Origin of the sequence: Streptomyces sp. NBC_00435 (assembly GCF_036014235.1) — a bacterium.
In the GTDB taxonomy this organism is placed as follows: Bacteria; Actinomycetota; Actinomycetes; order Streptomycetales; family Streptomycetaceae; genus Streptomyces.
This window is the reverse complement of sequence record NZ_CP107924.1, coordinates 1,461,863-1,482,787: the sequence shown is the minus strand read 5'-3', so window position 1 is coordinate 1,482,787 and position 20,925 is coordinate 1,461,863. Positions and strand designations below refer to the sequence as shown.

Here is a 20,925-nt window from a genome sequence, read left to right as displayed (position 1 = left end):
CGCCTCCGGCCGACGGCCGCGGGTCTGCTCGCGCTGTGACCTGTGCCGTGAACGGTTTCCGGCCGGTGTGGCGGCTCGCGGTGTGAGCGGTCAGCCGCCGAAGAGTGGGCCGGTCGGCCAGATGGGCGACGAGGCGATCTCGGACCACTCCGGATCGCGCCGTCCGGGCATGGTCCGGCCGTCTTCGGCCCAGCGGGTGAGCAGCGCGCTGTAGATGGGCGGGTCGGGAGTCTGCCGAACCGATTCTTCGTACCCTGCGGCCGGCGCCCGTCGGCGGCGCCCCACTCTCGGCGCGGAAGTCTCCATCGTGGTCATGCCGGGCCAACGCGCCGCCGGACCCACGGGTAACCCCGCCCATCCGTTCGACGCTTCCCCACGCCCCAGGTCACCGCCCTACGACTGCCCCTGCGCGGGCCTCCGCCCCGCGGTCGCCGCCGGGCGGTCGCCAACCCGCGGTCGCCACCCCGCGGTCACCACCCCGCGGTCACCACCCCGCGGTCGCCACCCCGCGGTCGCCACCCCGCGGCCTGAGCCGCCGGGGCTCGCCCCGCTGTCGGAGTCTTGACCGGTACTGGCCGCCATCGCCGCCCCGGACGGCAGGGCGCCGCACGACGTGTCTGCCTGACAGTTCGTGCCACAAGTCTGGTCCCGGCCCGGCAATCTGACGTACCGTCATTTTCGCCGCACGTACACCAGGTGTCATCCCTCGCGCCCTCACGGAGGTTCGCCATGCCCGCCGACCGGCCCGTATCGCTCGACGAATACCCCATCCACCAGGCCCCGTTGTCGATGAAGCACCTCGTCACCGGCGACCGCAACGCCTACGACCGCTGCATCTTCCACGTCTTCGACCACGCCGGCCGGGCCGTCCTCATCCTCGGACTCGGCGTGTACCCGAACGCCGGCGTCATCGACGCCTACGCCACCCTGCGCATCGGTGACGAACTCCTCGCCGTCCGCGCCTCCGACGCCCTCGCCGAGGACCGGATGAACCTCTCCGTCGGACCGCTCCGCATCACCGTCGACGAACCCCTCGAGCGGCTCACCCTCACCTGCGCCGCCGACCCCGCCGACCCCGACGGGCTCTCGTACGACATCACCTGGACCGCCGAGTTCCCCGCCGTGTGGGAGCCGCACCACACCCAGCGCCGCGGCGACCGCCTCATCCTCGAGGGCCGCCGCTTCGTCCAGGCCGGCAACGTCACCGGCACCATCCGTGCCAAGGGCGAGGAGTTCACCCTCGACGCCGCCGAATGGACCGGCACCCGCGACCGCAGCTGGGGCGTGCGCCCGATACCCGGCGAGGACGGCGGCCGCGCCGCCGAGGAGTACCGCCCCGAGGGTTTCCACTGGCTCTGGATCCCCGTCCGGTTCGAGGACCGCTTCCTCATGGTCATCGCCCAGGAGGACGCCGACGGCCTGCGCAACCTCAGCGAAGCCGTTCAGGTCTTCCCCGAGGGCAGCGGCCGTCACGACGTCCAACTCGGCTGGCCGCACACCGACATCCGCTACCGGTCCGGCAGCCGCCACCCCGAGAGCGCCGTCGTCCACCTCACCGACCCGGCGGGCCGCAAATCCCTCGAACTCGGTGTGGAGATCCTGAACTCCTCCCCGCTCGCCGTCGGAGCCGGCTATCCGCCCGCCTCCGACTGGCAGCACGGCAGCTGGCAGGGGCGCGGCTGGACCGACCGCCGCGTCTACGACCTCTCCGACCCGGCCGCCCACCCCATGGCCGCCTTCGGGGTCACCGACCACTCCGCCCGCTTCACCCTGGACGGCCGCACCGGCTTCGGCATCTTCGAACACGGCAGCTTCGGCCGCCACGACCCCAGCGGCTTCGCGGACTACAGCTCGGTGGCCCCGTAACCCGCCCCCCGCACGGGGAATCCGTAGCCACGCCACTTCACGCCAAGAGAAGGGGTACTCCCATGGCAGGACCGGCACCACGTCCCCGCACCTCCACCCGCGAACCCGAGGAACTCGGCCGGCGCCTCGCCGCCTGGCTGGACACCGAACTCCCCGGCGCGAAGGTCACCAACATCTCCGTGCCCGGCTCCAACGGCATGTCCAGCGAGACACTGCTCTTCGACATCGAGCACCCCGACGCCCCGATCCACGCCTGCGCGCTGCGCCTCGCCGCCGACCCGGCCGCCTACACGGTCTTCCCGACCTACGACATGCCCCGCCAGCACCGCGTCATGAGCCTGGTCGCCGCCCACACCGACCTGCCCGTCCCGCGTGTGCAGTGGCTGGAAGAGGACCCCGGACCGCTCGGAGCCCCGTTCTTCGTGATGGCCCGCGCCGAGGGCCGCGTACCGCCCGACGTGATGCCCTACACCTACGAGGGCAACTGGCTGCACTCCGCGACCGACGCCGAACGCGCCGCGCTGCAGGAATCGAGCATCGCGCTCCTGGCCCGGCTGCACGACCAGTTCCCGCCCGAGGAGGCGCGGTTCCTCCTCCCGGAGGGGGAAGGAAGTCCGCTGCGCCGTCACGTGGAAGCCCAACGGGCCTACTACGACTGGGTGGTGGCGGGTAAATCGCGGTCACCACTGCTGGAGCTGGCCTTCGACCGCCTCGAGGAGCTGTGGCCGGCCGACGAGGGCGGACCGGCCGTCCTCAACTGGGGCGACGCACGCATCGGCAACGTCGTCTACGAAGCCGACGGCTTCGCACCCGTGGCCGTCCTGGACTGGGAGATGGCGGCCTGCGCCCCGCGTGAGGTCGACCTCGGCTGGACCGTCTACCTCCACTGCTTCTTCCAGGACCTGACCGTCAGTTTCGGCCAGAGTGGCCTGCCCGGTTTCCTGCGGCGCGAGGACATCGAGCGACGGTACGCCGAACTCACCGGGCACACACCGCGGGACATGGAGTTCCACACGCTCTACGCCGCCCTGCGCCACGGCATCGTGATGCTGCGCATCGCCTACCGGCAGGCGCACTTCGGGGAGGTCGAGCTCCCGGCGGATCCGGACAGCCTGATCCTGCACCACGCCAGTCTGACCGCCATGGTGCAGGGAACGTACTGGTAGCCGGTCCGGCCGGACTCAGGCGGCCTGCGCGTGCTGGCGCATCTGCGGCAGCACCGCGGGCGCCGGCATCCGTACGGGACGCGAACCGGGGCCGCCGACGTGCGAGAACGGCTGCGTCCGCCAGTCCAGGCCCTGCGGCAGCGCGAGGTGCACGACGGGCTCCAGCTCCTGGGCCTCGCCGTCGGCGAATCCGAGGGTGGGCAGCGCGTCGGAGGCCGGCCGCCCGGTGCCCGCGCACACCGTGAGCCCGAAGGGGTTCCACGGGGTCAGGCAGAGGGCGTGCTGCGGCAGGTACTCCTCGTCCGCGACGAGGGCGATGGACTGGCCGCAATCGGGGCAGATCGCGTGGTGGATCTCGAATCCCTCGGCGTCCTCGAGGTAGTCGTCGTCGGCGTAACTGCTCTCGACGATTTCCAGGGGCTCCGGTTCGGTGCGACCGGCGCGCTTGGTGTTCAGCATGGATGTACTCCCCCTTGGGTGGGCCGGGCGGGCAGGTTCTTCGGCCACGGCCACCCCAAGCACTTCCCGTCACGCGGCACGAGTAACCACTTCCAGCCGCCGTACGCCCGCATACCCTTGTGGCCTTGGTCACATGCCCGCCGCAGGTGCCACCTCAATCCGTGGACACGGCTGTGCCTGAAGCGGTTCGGGGCCGTAAGTTGTGCGGCTATGAGCGCAATGGAGGAGCTGGACCGCCAGATCGTGGATCTGCTCGTACGGGACGGGCGGATGAGCTACACGGACCTGGGCAAGGCCACCGGACTGTCCACGTCGGCGGTCCATCAGCGAGTACGCCGCCTGGAGCAGCGCGGGGTCATCCGCGGGTACGCGGCCGTCGTCGACCCCGAGGCCGTCGGCCTTCCCCTCACGGCCTTCATCTCGGTCAAGCCATTCGACCCGAGCGCGCCGGACGACATCGCGGAGCGGCTGTCCGGGGTTCCGGAGATCGAGGCCTGCCACAGCGTCGCGGGCGACGAGAACTACATCCTCAAGGTCCGCGTCGCGACCCCGCTGGAGCTGGAGGACCTGCTGGGCCGCCTGCGCGCCCTGGCCCACGTCTCCACCCGCACGACGGTGGTCCTCTCCACCCCGTACGAGGCCCGCCCGCCCCGCGTGTAACCCCGCCGTGCCCGTCACCCGGCCCCGGCGGACCCGCAGGGCCGACCAGCCGTACCGCCCGCCGGGCCGAGCGGTGCGGGCGCCGCGCAAAAACAGGGAAACTGTCGGCATGACAGACCGCACCGCCGACTCCGCCACCGCCGCCGGAACCCACCGCACCGTCCTCCTGCGCGGCGGAGAGGTCCACAGCCCCGCCGATCCCTTCGCCACCGCGATGGTCGTCGAGCGCGGCCACATCGCATGGGTCGGCTCCGAGGGCGCCGCGGACGCCTTCGCGCAGGGCGTGGACGAGGTCGTGGACCTCGACGGCGCACTCGTGACGCCCGCCTTCACCGACGCCCACGTCCACACCACCTCCGCCGGTCTCGCCCTCACCGGCCTGGACCTCTCGGGGGCCGCCTCCCTCGCCGAAGCCGTCGCGCGCGTACGGGCGTACGCGGACAGCCGGCCCGCCGACCGGGTGCTCCTGGGCCACGGCTGGGACGCCGCACGCTGGCCCGAGCGCCGCGCTCCGCGCAGGCAGGAGCTCGACGAGGCCACCGGCGGCCGGCCGCTCTACCTCAGCCGCATCGACGCGCACTCCGCCGTGGTGACGACGGCCCTGCTCCACCTCGTCCCCGAGGCCCGCGGCGCCGCCGACGAGCCGCTGACCCGCGACGCCCACCATGCCGTGCGCCGCGCCGCGTTGGACGCGCTGACCCCGGCCCAGCGCGCGGAGGCCCAGCGGGCCGCGCTCGACCGGGCCGCCTCCCTCGGCATCGGTTCCGTCCACGAGTGCGGCGGCCCGGAGATCTCCTCCCCGGAGGACTTCACCGCCCTCCTGGAGCTGGCCCGCACCCACCCCGGCCCCCGGGTCTTCGGCTACTGGGCCGACCGGGACCTCGGCCGGGTCGCGGAGCTCGGCGCCGTCGGGGCCGCCGGCGACCTCTTCGTCGACGGCGCCCTCGGCTCGCACACCGCCTGTCTGCACGCCCCGTACGCCGACGCCGCGCACACCGGCACCGACTACCTCGACGCGCGTGCCGTCGCCGAACACGTCGCCGCCTGCACCGAGGCGGGCCTCCAGGCGGGCTTCCACGCCATCGGCGACGCCGCGATCACAGCCGTCGTCGAGGGGACCAGGGCCGCCGCCGACAAGGTGGGTCTCGCCCGGGTACGCGCCGCCCGCCACCGTGTGGAGCACGCCGAGATGATGACCCCGGCCACCATCGCCGCTTTCGCGGAGCTCGGCCTGACCGCCTCCGTGCAGCCGGCCTTCGACGCGCTGTGGGGCGGCGAGCAGGGCATGTACGCCGACCGGCTGGGGGCGGAGCGCGCCCGTACCCTCAACCCGTACGCCGCCATGCTCAAGGCCGGCGTCCCGCTGGCCTTCGGCTCCGACGCACCGGTCACTCCGCTCGACCCCTGGGGGACCGTCCGGGCGGCCGCCTTCCACCACACGCCCGCCCACCGCATCTCCGTACGGGCCGCCTTCGCCGCCCACACCCGCGGGGGCTGGCGGGCCCTGGGCCGGGACGACGCGGGCATCCTCGTCCCCGGGGCCCCGGCCGACTACGCCGTCTGGCAGACCGCCGAACTGGTGGTCCAGGCCCCCGACGACCGGGTCGCCCGCTGGTCCACGGATCCCCGCTCCGGCACGCCGGGGCTGCCGGATCTGACCCCCGGGGGCGAGCTTCCGGTCTGCCTGGCCACCGTCGTCGGCGGCCGGGAGGTATTCGTACGGCCACAGGGGTGATCCGGGGGGCCGTGGTTCGGTGAGGGCGGCCGGACCCGGATAGGTTCGGCCGGGTCCACCAAACCGGACGTCCGTACCGGACGGAGCCGTTCGCTCAGCCGCGCCCGCGCCTCGGGGGCGAGGGAAGGTTTCGCCGGACGGGTGTCCCCCCTGCTCCCAGGGAGTCCGGGGGCGGTGGCCTCGGATCGGGGCCCTGCGGTCCAGTAGACAACGGGCAGGTGACCCGCAGCCAGCGGGAGCCGGTCCGGCCCGAAGGACCGCGGGCCCCGATCGCTGTTCTAAAATCATCCCCTGCGAGCACGACGTACAGCAGGACGTACGGCAGGACGTGCAGGACGTACAGGACGTCTGAGAACGCCAAAGGGGAATCAGTGAGCGACGGCGGACAGCGAAGCCACGGACCGCTCGGTACGGCCTTGGTGATCATTCCGACCTACAACGAGGCGGAGAACATCGGGCTGATCACCGGCCGCGTCCGCGCGGCTGTGCCGGATGCCCACATCCTGGTCGCGGACGACAACAGCCCGGACGGCACCGGAAAGCTCGCCGACGAGCTGGCGGCCGTGGACGACCACGTCCACGTCCTGCACCGCAGGGGCAAGGAAGGGCTCGGAGCGGCCTATCTGGCAGGCTTCGCCTGGGGTCTGGAGAACGGCTACGGCGTCATCGTCGAGATGGACGCCGACGGCTCCCACCAGCCCGAGGAGCTGCCCCGGCTGCTCACCGCCCTGGAGGGCGCCGACCTGGTTCTGGGCTCCCGCTGGGTGCCGGGCGGCCGGGTAGTGAACTGGCCGAAGAGCCGCGAGATCCTCTCCCGCGGCGGGTCCACGTACTCCCGTCTGATGCTGGGCGTCCCGATCCGCGACGTCACGGGTGGCTACCGTGCCTTCCGCCGCGAGACCCTCGAAGGGCTGGGCCTGGACGAGGTGGCCTCCGCGGGCTACTGCTTCCAGGTCGACCTGGCCCGCCGGGCCGTGCGCAAGGGCTTCCGCGTGGTAGAGGTGCCCATCACCTTCGTCGAGCGGGAGTTCGGCGTCTCCAAGATGAGCAGGGACATCGTGGTGGAGGCCCTCTGGAGGGTCACCCAGTGGGGCCTGAAGGAGCACGCGGACAAGCTGACGGGCAAGGTCCGGGGCAGGTAGCGCCGGGGGTCCCGCACCCTTAGGGGATGTCCGGTACCTCCGGCTGAGGACGCTTTTACATCGGCCCAGGCACACTGGGGGTATGACGACCGGAGTTCCGACCTCTACGGCCCCCCGACGGCGTTCGCCCGCCCGTACGTTCCTCCCCCTGGCCGTCGCGGCCTGGCTGATCCTGGAGATCTGGCTGCTCAGCCTGGTCGCCGGAGTGGTCGGCGGCGGGGCAGTCGCCCTGCTGCTCGCGGGCGGTCTGGTGCTGGGTGCGGTGGTCATCAAGCGGGCCGGGCGGCGTGCCTTCAAGAATCTGACGGACACCTTCCAGCAGGCCCAGACGGGCCGCCAGCCCGCCCCGCAGCAGCCCGGCACGGGCAACGGCATGACCATGCTGGCCGGCCTGCTGCTGATGATGCCGGGCCTGATCTCCGACGCAGTGGGCCTGGTCCTCCTGATCCCGCCGGTCAGGGCCTGGATCGGCCGCCGCGCCGCCGGTTCCCTGGAGCGGAAGATGGCCTCCGCACCCGCCGGCACCCTCGGTGACGCCTTCCAGCAGGCCCGTATCCACTACCCGGACGGCAAGGTCGTCCAGGGCGAGGTCATCCACGGCGAGGTCGTCCGCGAGGACGCACCGCGGCGCCCCGGGCCCGCGTCGGGCGCCGACACCGGCTACCGGCCGCCGCTCACGCCCTGACTGAACCGCGGCCTGGCCGGCTTCCGGCCGGACTGCGCGGAGCAAAGCCGAGGGGCCCCGCCACACACTGTGTGGCGGGGCCCCTCGGCTTGGTGCTGTCCTACTGGTGTTGCTGTGCTGTGCTGTCGTCCGGCTGTCAGGCGGACTTGCGGCTGTCCCGCGGATGCACGGCAATGTTCATGGCGCCGGAACGCAGGACCGCAAGCCTTTCGGCCAGCACTTCCTCCAGCTCCTCGCGAGTGCGTCGCTCCATGAGCATGTCCCAGTGCGTTCGCGCAGGCTTGCCCTTCTTCTCTTCGGGCCCATCCCCGTCAACCAGGAGTGCCATGGCGCCGCACGCCTTGCACTCCCACTCCGGCGGAATTTCTGCCTCAACCGAGAACGGCATCTCAAATCGATGTCCGTTCTGGCATGCGTACTCCACCGCCTGGCGCGGGGCCAGATCGATGCCGCGGTCCGTCTCGTAGCTGGTAACCACGAGCCGCGTACCGCGGAGAGCTCGCTCACTCATGAATCGTGCCTCCCGGGCTTGTCGCCCACAGGACAGGTGTCGCTGTCGTCGTCATCCGGTCAACGTCCGGTCGGCGGTATAGATTCCCGCTCCGGGTCATGCGTCGCCCGTCGTACCGCCCCTTGTTGTACCCACCAGTGCCCGTTTTGTCACATCTGGCAGCAGATGTCACCCAACGTCTTCACTTCATGAGCACGCAGTAACGGTCCGCCTGGCAGGCCAAAGGCGTACACTACCGGCCCTTCGCTTGAACGTCGAAATCTGTTCCGAATTCGCTCGCCAGGGGTCCGTCGGACCCCAGGTCAGATCCGCTCGGGTACAGGATTCCCCGCCGCCTCCACCGCGCGCCGCACCGGCACTCTGGCGAGCAGCACGAAACCCAGTGCGAAGAACACCACCAACGAGATGATCGCGTCCCGGTAGCTGCCCGTGACCTGGTAGGTGAGCCCGAAAACGAGCGGTCCCACCCAGCTCAGACCCCGGTCGCTCATCTCGTACGCGGAGAAGTACTCGGCCTCCTTGCCCGCCGGGACCAGGTGCGAGAACAGCGACCGGGACAGCGCCTGGCTCCCGCCCAGCACCAGACCGATCATCGCGGCGAGTGCGAAGAACCACACCGGGGTCCGGGCCGGCAGGAAGTATCCGGCGGCCAGCGTCACCCCCCAGGCAGCCAGCGATCCGAGGATCGTCCGCTTGGCGCCGTACCGGACGGCCAGCCGGCCCATCCCCAGCGCACCGGCCACCGCCAGGATCTGGACCAGCAGGACGGCCACGATCAGCGTCGACTGCTCCAGCTCCAGCTCCTCCGAGCCGTAGACGGAGGCCTGGGAGATCACGGTCTGCACGCCGTCGTTGTAGATCAGGTACGCCAGCAGGAACGACAGGGTCAGCGGATAGCGCCGCATGTCCTTCAGCGTGGCCACGAGCTGCTTCCAGCCGCTCACCGCGGGCTCCGCCCCCGGTCCCGTCTTCCGGACCACGGCGCGGTCCCGCAGCCGCCGCAGCGGGACGATCGTGAAGGCACCCCACCACAGCCCCGCCGAGGCCAGGCAGATCCGTACGGCCTCGCCCTCGGAGAGCCCGAAGGAGTCGTGGCCCTGGTACACCACCAGGTTCAGTACGAGTACGAGGGCGCCCGAGGTGTATCCGAAGGCCCAGCCGCGCGAGGAGACGGTGTCCCGCTCGTCCGGCGTGGAGATCTGCGGCAGATAGGCGTTGTAGAGCACCATCGAGAGCGACAGGGCGGCGTTGGCGACGATCAGCAGCAGTCCGCCGAGCAGATAGCGGTCGCCGTTCAGGAAGAACATCCCGGTGGTCGCCGCCGCGCCCGTGTAGGCGGCCGCCGCCAGCAGTGGCTTCTTGCGGCCGCTGCGGTCCGCGATCGCGCCCACCAGCGGCATGATCAGGACGGCCACGAGCACCGACGCCGATACGGAGTACGCGAAGTACGAGCCCGCCCGGACCGGGATGCCCAGCGGGTGGACGTACCCCTCGGAGTCGGCGGCGGCCTTGGCCACCGCCGTCAGGTACGGGCCGAGGAATACGGTCAACACGCTCGTCGAGTAGACCGAGCAGGCGAAGTCGTAGAAGTACCAGCCGTGCTGCTCCCGCTTGCGTGCCGCCGCTGCCGCGGCGCCAGCGGCCCCGTCCCCGGACCGGGCCGGTCTGCCGTCCTCCGCCCCCGGTTCCGCGTCGTCCGTCGTCTGCGCACTCATCGGTGCCCCCTCGCTGGTCCCCGTACCGCTACGGACGCCGGCGGGCGTGAAGCCGTAAGGGCTCGTCAGGCCCAGGCTCCGCGCCGTTCCAGCACCGCGCGCAAGATGTCGATCCGGTCGGTCATGATGCCATCGACTCCCAGATCGAGGAGAGTCTCGATGCGTTCCGGTTCGTTCACGGTCCACACGTGCACCTGGAGCCCCCGCTCGTGGGCCGTCCGCACGAAGCGCCGGTCCACCACGCGGATGCCCCCCTGGGTCTCCGGCACCTGGGCCGCCACCGCGCCCGCCCGCAGCGCGGCGGGGATCGCGTACGACCGCAGCCGCAGCCCGAGCACCCCCGTGACCCCGTACGAGGTCGCCAGCCGGGGGCCGGCGATCTTCTGGGCCCGGGCCACGCGGCGCTCCGAGAACGAGCCCACGCACACGCGGTCCCAGACCCCGGCCCGGGCGATCAGGTTGACCAGCGGGTGCAGGGCGGACTCGTCCTTGATGTCCACGTTCCACCGGGCGTCGGGGAACTCCTCCAGGAGGTCCTCGAAGAGGGGGAGCGGCTCGGTCCCGCCGACCCGGGCCTCCCGGATCCGGCTCCACGGCAGTTCCCGGATGCGGCCCCGCCCGTCGGTCACCCGGTCCAGGGTGGCGTCGTGGAAGGCGACCAGTTTCCCGTCGGCGCTGGCGTGCACATCGGTCTCGAAGTACCGGTAGCCCGCGTCGGCGGCCCGCCGGAAGGCGGCGGCGGTGTTCTCCAGCCCGTCCGAGGCCCCGCCGCGGTGCGCGAAGGGGATCGGAGCCGGGTGGTCGAGATAGGGATGGGTAAGGCGTACGTGCGTCACCGCGGCAGTATGCCCGCTGTTCCCGCCGGGGTGGGAGCGCCCCCATGGCCGGCCGGTGAACGGCCCCGCGCACCGGGCCGCCGTTACCTGAGGATTGGTCCGTGGCACCCTGGACCGGCAGAATCAATCCAATACCGGCCCGTCCCGGGTCGGCAGAGGCCAATTCGATGAAAGTGGACCGGACGACATGGCGCAGTGGACCTCGGCCGTCGGTGCCGCACAGCTCGGCCGGCTCATCACCTCCCAGCAGGGGCGGGCCGCCGTGCCCGGCGCGCGGAAGCTGCCCGCGTACCGCTCCCTCGCCGACGGCATCCGTCTCCTGGTCCTCGAGGGCCGGGTCCCCGTCGCCGCCCGGCTCCCCGCCGAGCGGGAGCTGGCCGTCGTGCTGTCCGTGAGCCGCACCACCGTGGCCGCCGCCTACGAGGCCCTGCGCGGCGAGGGCTTCCTGGAGTCCCGCCGGGGCGCCGGCAGCTGGACCTCGGTGCCCGCAGGCAATCCGATGCCGGCCCGCGGGCTGGAACCCCTGCCGCCCGAGTCCCTCGGTTCGATGATCGACCTGGGCTGCGCCGCCCTCCCGGCCCCTGAGCCCTGGCTCACCAAGGCCGTCCAGGGCGCCCTGGAGGAACTCCCGCCGTACGCCCACACCCACGGGGACTATCCGGCCGGACTTCCCGCGCTGCGCCGCATGCTGGCCGACCGCTACACCGAGCGCGGCATCCCGACCATGCCCGAGCAGATCATGGTCACCACCGGGGCGATGGGCGCCATCGACGCCATCTGCAGTCTCTTCGCGGGGCGCGGTGAGCGGATCGCCGTCGAATCCCCTTCCTACGCCAACATCCTCCAGCTCATGCGCGCCGCGGGCGTCCGCCTGGTACCGGTCGCCATGGGCGAGGGGCTGAGCGGCTGGGACATGGACGTCTGGCGCCAGGTGCTGCGCGACTCCGCTCCCCGCCTCGCCTACGTGGTCGCCGACTTCCACAATCCGACCGGGGCGCTGGCCTCCGACGAGCAGCGGCGCGAGATGGTGGCGGCGGCCCGCTCGGCCGGCACCGTCCTGGTGGCCGACGAGACCATGATCGAGCTCCAGCTCGACCCGACGCTGGAGATGCCGCGCCCGGTCTGCTCCTTCGACCCGGCGGGCTCCACCGTGATCACCGTCGGCTCCGCCAGCAAGGCCTTCTGGGCCGGGATGCGCATCGGCTGGGTCCGGGCGGCCCCCGACGTCATCCGCAGTCTCGTCGCGGCCCGCGCCTACGCCGACCTCGGCACGCCCGTACTGGAACAGCTCGCGGTGGACTGGCTGATGCGGACCGGCGGCTGGGCGGAGGCCGTGGAGATCCGCCGGGACCAGGCCAGGGAGAACCGGGACGCGCTGGTGGCGGCGGTCCGCCGGGAGCTGCCGGACTGGGAGTTCCGGGTCCCGCTGGGCGGGCTGACCCTGTGGGCCCGCGCGGGCGGGCTGTCCGGCTCCCGGCTGGCCGAGGTGGGGGAGCGGGTCGGCGTACGGGTCCCCTCGGGGCCCCGGTTCGGCGTCGACGGGGCCTTCGAGGGGTACGTCCGGCTCCCGTTCACCGTCGGCGGCCCGGTGGCGGAGGAGGCGGCCGTCCGGTTGGCCGCCGCGGCCCGGCTGGTCGCCACCGGAGCGGGCGGTGGCGGGGCGGAGCCGCCGCGCACGTTCGTCGCGTAGGCATCGCGCAGCGGCAGGCTTCGCGCGGGCCGCGGGACCCGGTGGGCCCGTCGTGCCGGGGCCTTCGGGCCCACGGGCCTACGGGGCGTCCGCCGGCACCTCGGGGACCTCCGAGGCGTCGATCGCGGGCCCCTGCGCCTGGGCCGGCGGCTGGACGATGTGCAGCGGCTTGGTCGGCGTGACGTGGTCCGGGACGGGCTTGGGCGGAGCCTGCCGCTCGGGCAGCAGCTCCAGTACCGCCTGCCGGTACGCCGGGTGGGTGGCCTCGTCGTACGGGTCCGGCGTCGCCGGCACCTGCAGCCGGTGCACGGGACCGGCGCCGAGCCGGGCGTACCCGCGCCCCGGGGGCAGCAGGGCCGTGGGCGTGGTGTGCGGGGGCAGTCCCAGGACATCGGCGATCTGCTGGACCGCGGCGGCTCCGAGCACCACCCGGGCCCGCGTGTGCTGCCAGACCGCGTCGTGCAGCAGCTCCAGGTGGTCGAACTGCTCGGCCACCACCACGGTGATGTGCGCGGCCCGCCCGTGCCGCAGCGGCACCTGGAGCTGCGCGAGCGGGTCGGGGGCGCCCTCGGCGGTGGCCAGGTGGGCCAGCACGCTGGGCCGGTCGAGCAGGATCCACAGCGGGCGCCGGGTGTCCTCGGGCGCGGGCCGGCCGCCTTCGCGGGCCCGGTGGGTGGCGATCAGGCGCCGCTCGGTCTCACGGGCGGCCCACTCCAGGGTGGCCAGCGCCCCGGTCGGCCCGCACTCGACGGCGAGGACGCCGGCGCGGCCGGAGAGGCAGGAGTACTCGCCGCTGCCGCCGCCCTCCACGACCAGTACGTCGCCCCCGTGCCGCAGGGCCTGCAGGGCGATGGAGCGCAGCAGGGTGGAGGTGCCGCTGCCGGGCTGGCCGACGGCCAGCAGGTGGGGCTCGGCGGACCGGGCCCCGGTGCGCCAGATGACCGGCGGCATGTCGCGGGGCTCGTCGCCCTCCAGGACGGGCAGGGTGCGCTGCACGCTGCCCGGGTCGGTGAAGCCGAGCACGGTCTCACCGGGGGAGGTGACGAAAGGCTGGGCGGCGATGCCTGTCGGCAGCGCCGCCAGCACACTCAGGTCGAGCTGGTTGCCCTCCTCGTCCCAGTCGAAGAGATACTCCCGTCCGCGCCCGGACTTGGCGTGCAGCAGTGCCTCGATCCGGGCCCTCGACGCGGCCTCGCCATCGGTGAAGTAGGCCGGGTAGCGGATGTGGAGCCGGGTGACACGGCCCGCCTCGTCGAACTCGTAGCCGCTGAAGGCCTTGTCCCACTCGCCGCCGTGGGCGAAGAGCGGACTGGGGTCCTCCGGGATGGAGAAGTACGGCACGAGGGCTTCGTAGAGGGAGCCGAGGCGTTCGGTCTCGGCATCGCTGGGCCCGGTCTTCACCGGGGTGCGGTCGCGTCCCTGCCAGGCCGCCGCCGCCATGAGGGTGATCAGGGCGGTGAGGGGGCCGTAGGGGACGAGCGCGACCACGAGGACGCACGCGGCTCCCAGGAACAGCGCGGGACCACGCTTGTCCTTGGGGGTGTCGCACCATTTGCGCCGCCCGGCCGAGGCCAGGATGCGCAGGCCGCGTCCGATGGTGAGGAGCGGATGGAGGACGTCCGTGGCGCTGTCGGCGGCCGTGCGAGCGAAGTCGCGGCCCCGGGTCAGCGACACGGTGCCGCTGCTGAGGATGCGGGGAAGTGGGCGCCGGGCCACGGGCGTCTCCTGGAGTTGTGGGCGCTTCGGGTGCTTCGGGGGGTTGCCTGGGGGCGGGCGCTAGAGCTTGATCCCGCCGAGCAGGCTCGCGAGGCTCGCCGTACTCGCCGTGATGCTGGGGGCGATGGCCGAGCCGGCGAGGAAGAAGCCGAAGAGCGCGCACACGAACGCGTGCGTCAGCTTCATGCCGTCCTTCTTGAAGAACAGGAAGCAGATGATGCCGAGCAGGACGACACCTGAGATGGACAGGACCATGAGTCAGTTCTCCTGGTGGGTGGGGACAGTCACCATCAGTTCTTCCAGGCTCACAGCAAGTATCAATGCGATAAAAGGTGCATACGGGTGAATCCGGCAATCTTTCACTTGACCGGCCCATCCCGGCTGGCGCGCCCGGCACATCGGGGGGTGGGGGTCACGGGGTGATCATTGCCTCGGCCCGGGCCGCTCATGTGCAGGTCCGGGCGCTACTCTGGCGATTCACCCGTACGGATGCAGTGCCGTACGCGCCCCTGCCCGTGAAAGGCGGTACGACCGATGAGTGAGCACGTCGAGAACAGCTCCCAGGGCTCCCCGGACGTTCCCGACGAGGACGTCATCGAGCTGGCCACGAAGATCTTCGACCTCGCCCGGCAGGGTGAGACCGAGACCCTCGCCGCCTACCTGGACGCGGGCGTCCCGGCGAACCTCACCAACGACCGCGGCGACACCCTCGTCATGCTGGCCGCCTACCACGGTCACGCCGACGCCGTCACGGCCCTGCTGGCCCGCGGCGCCGAGGCGGACCGCGCCAACGACCGCGGCCAGACCCCGCTCGCCGGAGCGGTCTTCAAGGGCGAGGAGGCCGTCATCCGCGCGCTGCTCGCCGGTGGCGCCGATCCGAACGCCGGAACGCCCTCGGCCGTGGACACGGCCCGCATGTTCGCCAAGGCCGACCTGCTGGAACTTTTCGGAGCCAAGTAGTCCGTTTTTGGCCGTTCCTGGCCCGCCCCGTGACCGGTCCAGACCTCACGGGTTGGTCACGGCGGCCTTAAATGTGGTCGCGGCGCACAAACCGCCTGGGTCATCATGGCGTCGGATTCGATTCGCGGTCAGGGCGGACGGGCAGGAGCGGACAGGACACATCGGGTGTCCGACCCCCACTCCTGCCGGGGGACCGCCGCCCTGGCCGAGAAGCACCGACGAGAGTGAGAAGGCAATGGTCTACATCGAGCGGAACAAGACGGCGGACGTCCTCACATGCTGTTACGCGGCCCTGTGAATTCCGATTCCCGGTTGCGTCCCCAGCTTGATTTGAGGCCATTCCCATGTTCGAACCAGTCATAGCGCCAAGCGGCACCCTGCTCGGGCTCCTCCAGCGGGGCCGCGGCGACGGCACGCTGCACGCACTCGCGGCGCCCAGGGCACAGGCCCTCGAGGCGCTCGACCAGTGCGTGGCCGGCGATCCGCGCCAGGACTGGCAGGTCGAGAACCGCTCCTTGTACTACGCCAGGCTCTACCTGGACCTCGACGGCCCCCTGGGCGAGATCGAGGCCCACCTCTTCGGCGTCGACGACGTCCTCGACGAGGACGACAACCGTACGGGGCTCGCCCTGTCCGTCCTCGGCCACCTGGCCTCGTACGGCCGCGACGACGCGCTCATGCTGCTGCGCCGCTACGCCGCCACGGGCGCCAACTGGGCCTGGGCCCTGGACGAGCTCGCCCTGCGCGACGACGACGGGGGACTGCGCTCCCTGGCCGCCCCCGTCCTCGCCCGTTTCCCCGCCACCGCCGAGGGCGAGGCGCGGCTGGCCGCCGCCGTCCGTGACGCCTACGAGCCCAGGCCCTGGCGCCTGTGGGAAGAGGCGGCGGAGCCCAACGAGTACGCCGAGCGCCTGAGAGCCGCCCGCCAGCAGGGCTCCTTCGACCGCTGGCAGCGCCAGCTGACCCCGCGCGGCCCCCAGCCGGGCTGGGGCGTCCAGGCCGTCTTCGACTGGGCCGCCGACGGACTGCGCTGGGGCACCCCCCTGCACGTCCCGGCCGCGCGCTGCCTGGCCGCCGTGGCCGGGCCCGAGGACCGCTCCGCGATCCTCGCGGCCGCCGCCGGCGCGTCCGGGGAGGCCGCCCGCGCCACCGCACTGCACCACCTGGTCCTGGCCGAGCCGGAGAACCCGGCCGTACTGGACCTCGTCGAAGCCGCCGGCGACGAGCCCGCCGTAGCCGCCTACGAGCGCATGTGCGGCCCCGGAGCCGTCGAGCGGGCCCGGAGCTGGGTCCACCGCCCCGACGCCCTGGGAACGGCCGCCGCGACCCTCCTGGCCGCCCGGGGCGACGCCCCGGACGCACCCCTGGTACTCGGAGCCCTGCGCTCCACGGTCCGCGGCGCGGGGCCCGACTCACCGGCCCTGTTCGCCCTGGTCGACGGGGCCGGCCGGCTCCGGATCAGCTGCGCGGCGCCGGTGCTGCGCCACATCTACCGGGAGACGGCCTCGTCCCACCTGCGCGGCCGCGCCGCGCGCGCACTGGCGGCGACGGACCCCTCCTTCGCGGCGGGCTTCGCGGTGGAGTGCCTCTGGGACTGTGAGGAGACCACCCGCGAGGTGGCCGCCCGCCACGCCGAAACGGCCGACGCCCGCGTCGCCCCCCGCCTGCGCCGCCTGGCGGCGGATCCCGCGGAGGAAGAGGACGTGCAGTCGGCGGTCCGCAGCCGGATCGCGCCGGAGTCGGCCGTGTAGGGACGGCCGTGCAGGGACGGGGGTGGGCCCGGGGCGACCCGGGCCACCGCCCGCGCGGGAACCCGGCCGATTTTCTGTTCACCGCTGTACAACCCCCGGGGCGTACGACGTGTCGTACATGCGAACACGCATACGCCCAAGCCTTCGGGGAAAAGTTGAACACCACTCACCGTGCCGCCCGCCGCACCCGGCTGGCGCTCGTCGCCGGCGCCGCCGTGCTGGCGAGCGTGACCACTCCGCTCGCCACGGCTTCCGCCGTCACCCCGGCCGCGAAGACCAGTGCGCAGAACCCCGCGCCGGTGACCGTGGTCCAGGAAGGGTCGGGCGGCGTCGTCACCGGCGACGTCCCGGCGTCGAAGCTCCGTTTCACCGCCACGCTGCCCGCCGGCTTCACCGGCGACGTCAGGGCCCGGCTGGTCATGGACTACGCGCCCGAGGAGGGAACGGAGACCGCCCCGTGGGTGGCGGCCGGCCTCAAGGGCTCCACCTGCTCGCTGAACGGCGGCCCCGGCGCGCCGTGCACGTTCGTCAGTTCCGGGGTGTCGGGGCCGTTCGTCATCTCCCTCGACCTGCCCACGGCCACTGCCGTCCCGGGTACCGCGGGACGGACGCTCACGTGGGAGGTCCAGCTGAACGCGGCCACCCATCTGATCGGCGCCGCGGTCGGCACCATCGACCTGACGGACGCCTCCGGGACCGCCCTGGCCTCGGCCCCCATGAAGATCACCTTCCTCCCGGGGGTCGCCTCCACGCGCCCGACCTTCTTCGGCCGCGACGCCGCGGGTGTGCTGTGGCAGTACGAGTCCGACGGCCTGGAGGGCAGCGCCGCCTACAAGCCGCGCACCCGGGTCGGCGGTGGCTGGAACATCTACGACGCGATCACCCGGCTCGGCCGCACGGCCACGGGCAGTGACGTCAAGGGCGTGGGTGACGACCTGGTGGCCCGTGACGCCGCCGGGCAGCTCTGGCTCTACCAGGGCACCGGCAAGGCGGAGGCTCCGTTCAAGTCCCGCAAGCTCGTGGGCGGGGGCTGGGGTCAGTACACGTCCATCGTGGGCATGGGCGACTCCCGCCAGCGCGGGGTGAACGACCTGGTCGCCCGGGACCGCGACGGCGTCCTGTGGTTCTACCGGGGCACGGGCAACCCGGACCGGCCGTTCAAGGCGCGCGTGAAGGTCGCCGCCGGCTTGAACCAGTACACCCAGCTCGCCGCCTTCCCCACCGGCCAGATCCCCGGCGGTCTCCTGGCGAAGGACGCGGCCGGAGCACTGTGGTTCTACAAGCCCAACCAGTACGGCGACGGCCCCGACCCACTCGAGCCGAGGGAGCGGCTCGGTACCGGGTTCGGCTCCTTCACCGCCCTCGTCTTCGCCGGCGACAAGGACCGGCGCGGAGCCACTGAACTGCTCGCCCGTGACCGCGACGGCAACCTCTGGATGTACCCGGGCGCGTACAGGTCCGGACACGTCGTCCTCAGGGGCAACCGCGTCCTGGTCGGTAGCGGCTGGAACATCTACAACGCCCTGATCTGACCCGGGCGAAGAACTCGTTCACGGCCGTACGACCTCCGGAGTGCGCGACGCGATCGGCACCGGGTTCGGGTCCTTCACCGCCTTCACCGCCTTCGCCGTCGTCGGCGACAAGGCCGGGGCGGCCTGCGCCGGGGCGCCCCGGCGCAGGGGCGGGGGCGGTACGCCCTCACCGCCCCGCCGCCAGGACGAACCGCACCGTCAGGCCCGGCCCCGCCTGGGCCGCCGCGTCGAGGGCGGGGCCCGGCGGGACGACGCCGACGACCGGGTAGCCGCCGGTGACCGGGTGGTCGGCGAGGAAGACCACCGGCCGGCCGTCCGGGGGGACCTGGACCGCGCCCAGCACCATGCCCTCGCTCGGGAGTTCACCGCTCCGGGCCCGGACCAGCGGCGGCCCCTCCGTGCGCAGGCCGATGCGGTTCGAAGCGACCGATACGCGGTACTCCGCACGCAGCAGCCGCCCGGTCAGCGACCCCGGCGTGAACCAGTCGGCCCGTGGCCCCAGCCGCAGCGCGAGCACCAGTTCCGAGGGCGGACCCGGCGCCGCCGGGGCGTCCACCCCGGCCAGCGGATCCGCACCGGGCCGGCCCACCGGCAGCAGCGCCCCCGCGGTCAGGACCGGCGGGCCGAGGCCCGACAGCAGATCGGTCGAGCGACTGCCCAGCACCGGCTCGACCGCGAACCCTCCCCGCACTGCCACGTAGCCGCGCACTCCCGACTCCGCCCTGCCCACCTCCAGCTCCGCCCCGGCGCGCAGCAGGACCGGCGCTCCCCAGGCCACCGGGCGCCCGCAGACCCGTACCGCGCAGGGCGCACCCGTGACCGCCACCGTCACCGGACCGCCGACCGCCCGCAGCGCCACGCCGTCCAGGGTCGTCTCCAGGGCGGCGGCCTCCGGCGGATTGCCCAGCAGCCGGTTCCCCAGCGCGTGCGCCCCCGTGTCGAGGGCCCCCGACCGGGGTACGCCGAGGTGGGCGTAGCCGGGCCGGCCCAGGTCCTGGACGGTGGTCAGCGCGCCCGCCCGGACGACCTCCAGGGCCCTCAAACCGCCGCCTCCGCTTCGGTGAACCGCACCCGTGCCCCCGGCACGAACAGCGCGGCCGGCTCGCGCGCCGGATCCCACAGCACCGCTCCGGTGGAGCCGATCAGCTGCCAGCCGCCGGGGGAGGAGCGCGGGTAGACCCCGGCGTACTCGCCCGCGAGGGCCAGCGAGCCCGCCGGTACCGCCGTACGGGGCGTCGCGCGCCGGGGGAGGTGGAGGCGGGCCGGGAGCCCGGTGAGGTAGCCGAAGCCCGGGGCGAACCCGCAGAAGGCCACCCGGAAGGTGATCCCGCCGACGATGCCCGCCACCTCCTCGGGACGCACCCCCCACAGCCCGGCCACCTCCGCCAGGTCCGGCCCGTCGTAGCGCACCGGGACCGTCACCGGCGGCGGCCCGTCGGTGGGCGCGAGCGGTGCCACCTCCCAGCGGGAGATCCGGGCCGCGAGGGCGCGCGGCTCCCGTACGCCGTCCAGCAGCACGGTCCGGGCCGCGGGCACGATCTCCCGTACGCCGCCCAGCTCCCCCGCGTCCCGCCGGCGCAGCAGCTCCGCGTGGAGCGCGGCCACCTCCGCCGCGGAGTCCACCTCCAGCAGCAGTGCCCCGGCGCCCACGGCGAGCGCCCTCACGCGAAGGCCTCGATGCGGACCCCGGCCGCGCCCAGCGCCGTCCGGACGCGAAGGGCCAGGTCCGCCGCCCCCGGGGTGTCCCCGTGCAGGCACAGGGAGCGGGCGGCGACCGGGATCCGGGAGCCGTCGGCGGCCGCCACCGAGTGCCCGGCGGCCATGGACACCGCGCGGGCCACCACCGCGTCCGGGTCGTGGAGCACGGCGCCCGGCTCGCCGCGCGGCACGAGGGTGCCCGCGGGGGTGTAGGCACGGTCGGCGAAGGCCTCCGGCACAGCCGTCAACCCGGCCCGCCCGGCGGCGGCCAGCAGGTGCGACCCGGGCAGCCCGAGCACCGGGAGTCCGGCGGGCCCGGCCGCGAGCAGGACGCCGGCCACGACGGCAACGGCCTGGCCGGAGTCGTGCACGGTGCGGTTGTAGAGGGCCCCGTGCGGTTTCACGTACGACACCGCGGAACCGGCCGCCCTGGCGAAGACCTCCAGCGCCCCGATCTGGTAGGCCACCTCGTCGGCGAGCTCACCGGCCGGCACGTCCATGGCGCGGCGGCCGAAGCCCGCCAGGTCCCGGTAGGAGACCTGCGCGCCGATCCGCACCCCGCGCGCGGCGGCCAGCTCGCAGACCCGGCGCATGATGGACGGGTCGCCGGCGTGGAAGCCGCAGGCGACGTTGGCGCTCGTGACGACGGACAGCAGGGCCTCGTCGTCGGTCAGCGTCCACCGCCCGAAGCCCTCGCCGAGGTCGGCGTTGAGATCGATCACGGGGGCGGCCGCCGGGGTGTCCGGCGTGATCGTGCAAGCCATGCGGTGAGCGTAGAACAGGGCGCAGGACGGGCGCGGCCG

Annotated in this window: 19 protein-coding genes; 10 read left to right on the top strand and 9 right to left on the bottom strand. The window is 73.2% G+C overall.

The genetic code is table 11. The features are described 5' to 3' along the window. Window positions 1–729: 729 nt before the first annotated feature. Window positions 730–1,866: a hypothetical protein gene (locus OG389_RS06705; protein WP_328297542.1), complete on the top strand. Its 1,137-nt coding sequence runs from the start codon at window positions 730–732 to the stop codon at window positions 1,864–1,866. 62 nt (window positions 1,867–1,928) lie between these two features. Next, complete coding sequence (locus OG389_RS06700) at window positions 1,929–3,032, top strand: phosphotransferase family protein (protein WP_328297541.1); 1,104 nt, start codon at window positions 1,929–1,931, stop codon at window positions 3,030–3,032. A 15-nt stretch (window positions 3,033–3,047) separates the two neighbouring features. On the opposite strand, the gene OG389_RS06695 is transcribed toward OG389_RS06700, so the two are convergent. Continuing rightward, a complete protein-coding gene (locus OG389_RS06695) occupies window positions 3,048–3,491 on the bottom strand; it encodes a hypothetical protein (RefSeq protein WP_328297540.1) in 444 nt (147 codons plus the stop codon). Between the two features lie 219 nt (window positions 3,492–3,710). On the opposite strand from OG389_RS06695, the gene OG389_RS06690 reads away from it, so the two are divergent. From OG389_RS06690 to fxsA, 4 genes are all read left to right on the top strand, one after another. Further along, window positions 3,711–4,151 carry an Lrp/AsnC family transcriptional regulator gene (locus OG389_RS06690; RefSeq protein WP_328303565.1) on the top strand — a complete coding sequence of 147 codons (441 nt, stop codon included), beginning with the start codon at window positions 3,711–3,713 and terminating at the stop codon, window positions 4,149–4,151. Between the two features lie 109 nt (window positions 4,152–4,260). Next, entirely contained in the window at window positions 4,261–5,886 is a 1,626-nt protein-coding gene (locus tag OG389_RS06685) for an amidohydrolase (RefSeq protein ID WP_328297539.1), read from the top strand. Window positions 5,887–6,257: 371 nt separating this feature from the next. After that, window positions 6,258–7,028 carry a polyprenol monophosphomannose synthase gene (locus OG389_RS06680; protein WP_328297538.1) on the top strand — a complete coding sequence of 257 codons (771 nt, stop codon included), beginning with the start codon at window positions 6,258–6,260 and terminating at the stop codon, window positions 7,026–7,028. 82 nt (window positions 7,029–7,110) lie between these two features. After that, window positions 7,111–7,713, top strand: a complete 603-nt coding sequence (gene fxsA / locus OG389_RS06675) for an FxsA family membrane protein (protein ID WP_328297537.1) — start codon at window positions 7,111–7,113, stop codon at window positions 7,711–7,713. A 136-nt stretch (window positions 7,714–7,849) separates the two neighbouring features. Here the strand turns inward: fxsA and OG389_RS06670 are convergent, their stop codons facing one another. The 3 genes from OG389_RS06670 to OG389_RS06660 form a co-directional block, all read right to left on the bottom strand. After that, window positions 7,850–8,224 carry an RNA polymerase-binding protein RbpA gene (locus OG389_RS06670; RefSeq protein ID WP_007262928.1) on the bottom strand — a complete coding sequence of 125 codons (375 nt, stop codon included), beginning with the start codon at window positions 8,222–8,224 and terminating at the stop codon, window positions 7,850–7,852. Window positions 8,225–8,526: 302 nt separating this feature from the next. Beyond that, window positions 8,527–9,939 (bottom strand): MFS transporter, encoded by a 1,413-nt coding sequence (locus OG389_RS06665; protein WP_328297536.1) that lies wholly within the window; start codon window positions 9,937–9,939, stop codon window positions 8,527–8,529. A 65-nt stretch (window positions 9,940–10,004) separates the two neighbouring features. Next, a complete protein-coding gene (locus OG389_RS06660; RefSeq protein ID WP_328297535.1) occupies window positions 10,005–10,775 on the bottom strand; it encodes a glycerophosphodiester phosphodiesterase in 771 nt (256 codons plus the stop codon). Between the two features lie 187 nt (window positions 10,776–10,962). Between OG389_RS06660 and OG389_RS06655 the strand changes: the two genes are divergently transcribed. Continuing rightward, window positions 10,963–12,465 carry an SCO1417 family MocR-like transcription factor gene (locus OG389_RS06655; RefSeq protein ID WP_328297534.1) on the top strand — a complete coding sequence of 501 codons (1,503 nt, stop codon included), beginning with the start codon at window positions 10,963–10,965 and terminating at the stop codon, window positions 12,463–12,465. A gap of 78 nt (window positions 12,466–12,543) precedes the next feature. Here OG389_RS06655 and OG389_RS06650 read toward each other — a convergent pair whose 3' ends face one another. Further along, on the bottom strand, window positions 12,544–14,181 hold the full coding sequence (locus tag OG389_RS06650; protein ID WP_328297533.1) for a hypothetical protein: 1,638 nt from the start codon (window positions 14,179–14,181) through the stop codon (window positions 12,544–12,546). Window positions 14,182–14,241: 60 nt separating this feature from the next. Then, the gene (locus OG389_RS06645; protein WP_007262923.1) at window positions 14,242–14,436 is read right to left on the bottom strand and encodes a hypothetical protein; all 195 of its coding nucleotides are present in this window, start codon (window positions 14,434–14,436) and stop codon (window positions 14,242–14,244) included. A gap of 279 nt (window positions 14,437–14,715) precedes the next feature. Between OG389_RS06645 and OG389_RS06640 the strand changes: the two genes are divergently transcribed. The 3 genes from OG389_RS06640 to OG389_RS06630 all read left to right on the top strand — a co-directional run bounded on the left by OG389_RS06640 (window position 14,716) and on the right by OG389_RS06630 (window position 18,424). Beyond that, window positions 14,716–15,141 carry an ankyrin repeat domain-containing protein gene (locus tag OG389_RS06640; RefSeq protein WP_328297532.1) on the top strand — a complete coding sequence of 142 codons (426 nt, stop codon included), beginning with the start codon at window positions 14,716–14,718 and terminating at the stop codon, window positions 15,139–15,141. 344 nt (window positions 15,142–15,485) lie between these two features. Further along, window positions 15,486–16,892: a HEAT repeat domain-containing protein gene (locus OG389_RS06635; RefSeq protein WP_328297531.1), complete on the top strand. Its 1,407-nt coding sequence runs from the start codon at window positions 15,486–15,488 to the stop codon at window positions 16,890–16,892. Window positions 16,893–17,047: 155 nt separating this feature from the next. Continuing rightward, window positions 17,048–18,424, top strand: coding sequence for a hypothetical protein (locus OG389_RS06630; RefSeq protein ID WP_328297530.1), 1,377 nt, complete (start codon window positions 17,048–17,050; stop codon window positions 18,422–18,424). A gap of 166 nt (window positions 18,425–18,590) precedes the next feature. Here OG389_RS06630 and OG389_RS06625 read toward each other — a convergent pair whose 3' ends face one another. The 3 genes from OG389_RS06625 to OG389_RS06615 are packed head-to-tail and all read right to left on the bottom strand — an operon-like array spanning window position 18,591 to window position 20,886. After that, on the bottom strand, window positions 18,591–19,466 hold the full coding sequence (locus OG389_RS06625) for a biotin-dependent carboxyltransferase family protein (RefSeq protein WP_328297529.1): 876 nt from the start codon (window positions 19,464–19,466) through the stop codon (window positions 18,591–18,593). Next, the gene (locus OG389_RS06620) at window positions 19,463–20,089 is read right to left on the bottom strand and encodes a 5-oxoprolinase subunit B family protein (protein ID WP_328297528.1); all 627 of its coding nucleotides are present in this window, start codon (window positions 20,087–20,089) and stop codon (window positions 19,463–19,465) included. The genes OG389_RS06625 and OG389_RS06620 overlap by 4 nt, the downstream gene beginning before the upstream one ends. Then, window positions 20,086–20,886: a LamB/YcsF family protein gene (locus tag OG389_RS06615; protein ID WP_328297527.1), complete on the bottom strand. Its 801-nt coding sequence runs from the start codon at window positions 20,884–20,886 to the stop codon at window positions 20,086–20,088. The genes OG389_RS06620 and OG389_RS06615 overlap by 4 nt, the downstream gene beginning before the upstream one ends. Window positions 20,887–20,925 lie beyond the last annotated feature (39 nt).